Source organism: Mesorhizobium sp. M4A.F.Ca.ET.050.02.1.1, assembly GCF_003997725.1.
Taxonomy (GTDB): domain Bacteria; phylum Pseudomonadota; class Alphaproteobacteria; order Rhizobiales; family Rhizobiaceae; genus Mesorhizobium.
In genome coordinates this window covers 1-3,087 of the sequence record NZ_RZSG01000718.1, presented here as the reverse complement: position 1 = coordinate 3,087, position 3,087 = coordinate 1, and the positions used below count along the sequence as shown (strand labels likewise).

General features: G+C 65.3%; 3 protein-coding genes and 1 pseudogene. 3 read left to right on the top strand and 1 reads right to left on the bottom strand.

Features of this window, described 5'->3' with window-relative positions; genetic code table 11:
• Both EOA33_RS29935 and EOA33_RS29930 read left to right on the top strand, forming a co-directional pair.
• A partial coding sequence (locus EOA33_RS29935) for a 5-bromo-4-chloroindolyl phosphate hydrolysis family protein (protein ID WP_190234409.1) occupies positions 1–266 on the top strand: 266 nt, incomplete at its 5' end.
• Positions 266–1,372, top strand: coding sequence for a substrate-binding domain-containing protein (locus EOA33_RS29930; protein WP_126054969.1), 1,107 nt, complete (start codon positions 266–268; stop codon positions 1,370–1,372). The genes EOA33_RS29935 and EOA33_RS29930, both read left to right, overlap by 1 nt.
• A 4-nt stretch (positions 1,373–1,376) precedes the next feature.
• Here EOA33_RS29930 and sthA read toward each other — a convergent pair whose 3' ends face one another.
• On the bottom strand, positions 1,377–2,765 hold the full coding sequence (sthA, locus tag EOA33_RS29925) for a Si-specific NAD(P)(+) transhydrogenase (protein ID WP_127407283.1): 1,389 nt from the start codon (positions 2,763–2,765) through the stop codon (positions 1,377–1,379).
• Positions 2,766–2,953: 188 nt separating this feature from the next.
• On the opposite strand from sthA, the pseudogene EOA33_RS40930 reads away from it, so the two are divergent.
• Positions 2,954–3,087: pseudogene (locus EOA33_RS40930) on the top strand (RDD family protein); the annotation flags it as partial.

Here is a 3,087-nt window from a genome sequence, read left to right as displayed (position 1 = left end):
AGGCGAAGCCCGCGAGCGCGCCATCCGTGCGCCGCTTCCTCACCTACTATGTGCCGCAAGCGGCGGAAGTGGCGGAAGGCTATGCGACGCTAGCGAAGCGGCGCGCACCGAGCCAGGTGAGGCTGTCCAAGGTCGGCGCCGTCATCACCAAGCTGCAGGATGCCTTCGTGCACTATGCCGACAGCCTCGCCGACAGCGAGCTCGGCACGCTCGACGTGGACCTGCGACTCATTCAGGAGTCGCTGAAAGAGGACATTGGTCGCTGATGGCCATTTCACGCCGCGCTTTCGGATTGGGACTGCTGGGTGCCGCCGCTGCCGGCACCGGCGGCTATCTGACGCTGAAGGACCGCCCCGAGTTCCGTGGTTATCTCGGCAACCGCGCGCATCTGTTCGGCTTCATCGGCGGCGAGAAGCAGGCCTTCCTCGCCGATCCCGATGTCGTCAGGGCGCTCGGCGGCTATGGGCTGGAGCTCGACGCGCGCGTCGCCGGCTCGGTCGAGATGGTGCGCGAAACGGCGCTGCTGTCTCAGAAGCCGCAATTCCTGTGGCCGTCCTCCTCGATCATGGTCGACCTCGCCCGCAAGAGCGGCGTGGCCATCCGCAACGACCAGGTCGTGCTAAACTCGCCGATCGTGATCTACACCTGGGGGCCGGTGGTCGAAGGCCTGAAGAAAAGCGGGCTGGTGAGCGTTGCCGCCAAGGGCGGCTACAACCAGCTCGACCTGAAGGCGCTGCTCGACGCCATCCTCGCCGGCAAGACATGGTCGGACCTCGGCATCAACGAACTCTACGGCCGGGCACGCATCGTCTCGACTGACCCCAATCGCTCGAACTCCGGCTTCATGTTCGCCGGCCTCGTGCTCAGCCTGATGAGCGGCGACGTGGCAACGCAGGAACTGCTTGCCGAGCATGGCGAGCAGGCGAAGGCGATCTTCCGCAGCATGGGACTCAAATCGTCCTCATCGGGCAAGCTGTTCGATCAGTACATCGCCGGCGGCCTCGGCGCCGAGCCGATGGTGGTGGGCTATGAGAACCAGCTGGTGGAATGGGCGCTCGCAGATCCGGCGCGCTGGCAGCGCGTGCAGGCAGGCACCGGCGCCAAGCCGGAAATCCTCTACCCGCGCCCAACCGTCTATTCGGCGCATCCGCTGATCGTCATCGATCCGGCGGTCGACGCGCTGCTCGATGCGCTGAGCAGCCCGAAGCTGCAGGAACTCGCCTGGTCGAAGCACGGTTTCCGCGGGCCGCTCGGAACCGTTGCCGGCGACGCCGACGCAATTGCCGGCGTGCGGCCGGCCGAGATCGAAGCAGTGCTGCCGATGCCTTCGGCCGATGTGATGCTGTCGCTGCTTGCCCAGCTGGAAGGCTGAGCGCCTATCCCTGCCCCATGCGGTTCCAGGCATCGAGCCCGGCGATCTTGTAGGCCTCGGCCAGGGTCGGGTAGTTGAAGGTATTGTTGACGAAGAAGTCGACTGTGCCGCCGAGATTTATCACCGCCTGGCCGATATGGATCAGTTCGGTGGCGCCCTCGCCGACGATATGGGCGCCGAGCAGCCGGCGCGTCTCGACCGAGAACAACAGCTTCAGGAAGCCTGAATTCACGCCCATGATGTGGCCGCGCGAGGTTTCGCGGAAGCGCGCCACGCCGACCTCGTAGGCGGCGCCGCTCTCGCGCACCTGCTCCTCCGACTGGCCGACCGTGGAGATCTCGGGCACGGCGTAGATGCCATAGGGAAAGGTTTCCGGCGGCGGCGGCAGGGTGACGCCGAAAGCATGACAGGCGGCCACCCTGCCCTGCTCCATCGAAGTCGAGGCAAGGCTCGGGAAGCCAATGACGTCGCCGGTGGCATAGATGTTGGGCACGCTGGTCTGGAACGTGTTCGCGTCGACCTTGATGCGGCCCCTGGAGTCGGACTCGATGCCGACCACGTCGAGGCCGAGGCTGCCAAGATTGCCGCTGCGGCCGGCGGCATAAAGCACGATCTCGGAGCGGATGGTGCGGCCATCGGCAAGGGTGACCTCGGCATAATCGGACTTGGAGATGATCTCCTTGACCGTGCTGCCGAGGCGGATCGTCATGCCGCGATCGCGCATCTGGTGGATGAAGTCGTCGACGATCTCGCGGTCGACGAAATCGAGGATGGTGTTGCGCGGCTCGACCAGCGTCACCGGCACGTCGAGGGCCGAAAAGATGGTCGCGTACTCGACGCCGATGACGCCGGCGCCGATCACGGTCAGCGTGCGCGGCAGCCGGTTGAGTTCCAGCATCTCGTCGCTGTCGAAGACGCGGCTCTTGTCGAACGGTACGTCGCGCGGCCGGTGCGGTCTGGTGCCGACGGCGATCAGCGCATTGGCGAAACCGACCTCGCTGTAATCGCCATTGTCGCTCGTCAGGCTGACCTTGTTGGGGCCGAGGAATTTCGCTGTGGAACGCGCGCTTTTGACGCCGTTGCGCATGAACTGGTGCTGCAGCACCTCGACCTCGTGGTCGAGCGTCTTGTGCAGCCGCTCGATGAGGTCGGTGACCGAGATGTCCTGCTTGACCCGGTAGCCGCGACCGTAGAAGCCACGCTCGCGCCAGCCTGAAAGGTTGAGCACCGTCTCGCGCAGTGTCTTCGACGGGATGGTGCCGGTGTGCACAGAGACGCCGCCGAGGCGACGCCCCCTGTCGACCACCAGCACCGACTTGCCAAGCTTGGCCGACTGCACCGCGGCGCGGCGTCCCGAAGGCCCGCTGCCGATGACCAGCATGTCATAGTCCATATTGCCCCATCCCCTCGGCGTCTTGCTGCGCCGCAGCAAGCTAACGCCATCCGAGCCGTGAATTCAACCGCTTCAGCGACCTCCGCACGTCGCAACCCGACCGACGATCTTGATTCCGCCATCGGCTTTCACCATTTCAATGGCGGATCGCCCGCACCCTATCGCGGGCCCGGTTACGAGGACATGACATGAACGCGCGTGTACTTGACGGCGAAATCATCACCAGCAGGCTCGACGACGTGCGCGCCTATGACGGCGTGCGCACGCGGCGCATCCTGGCTTGCATGATCGACTACCTGGTCATCGGGCTGCTCACCATCCC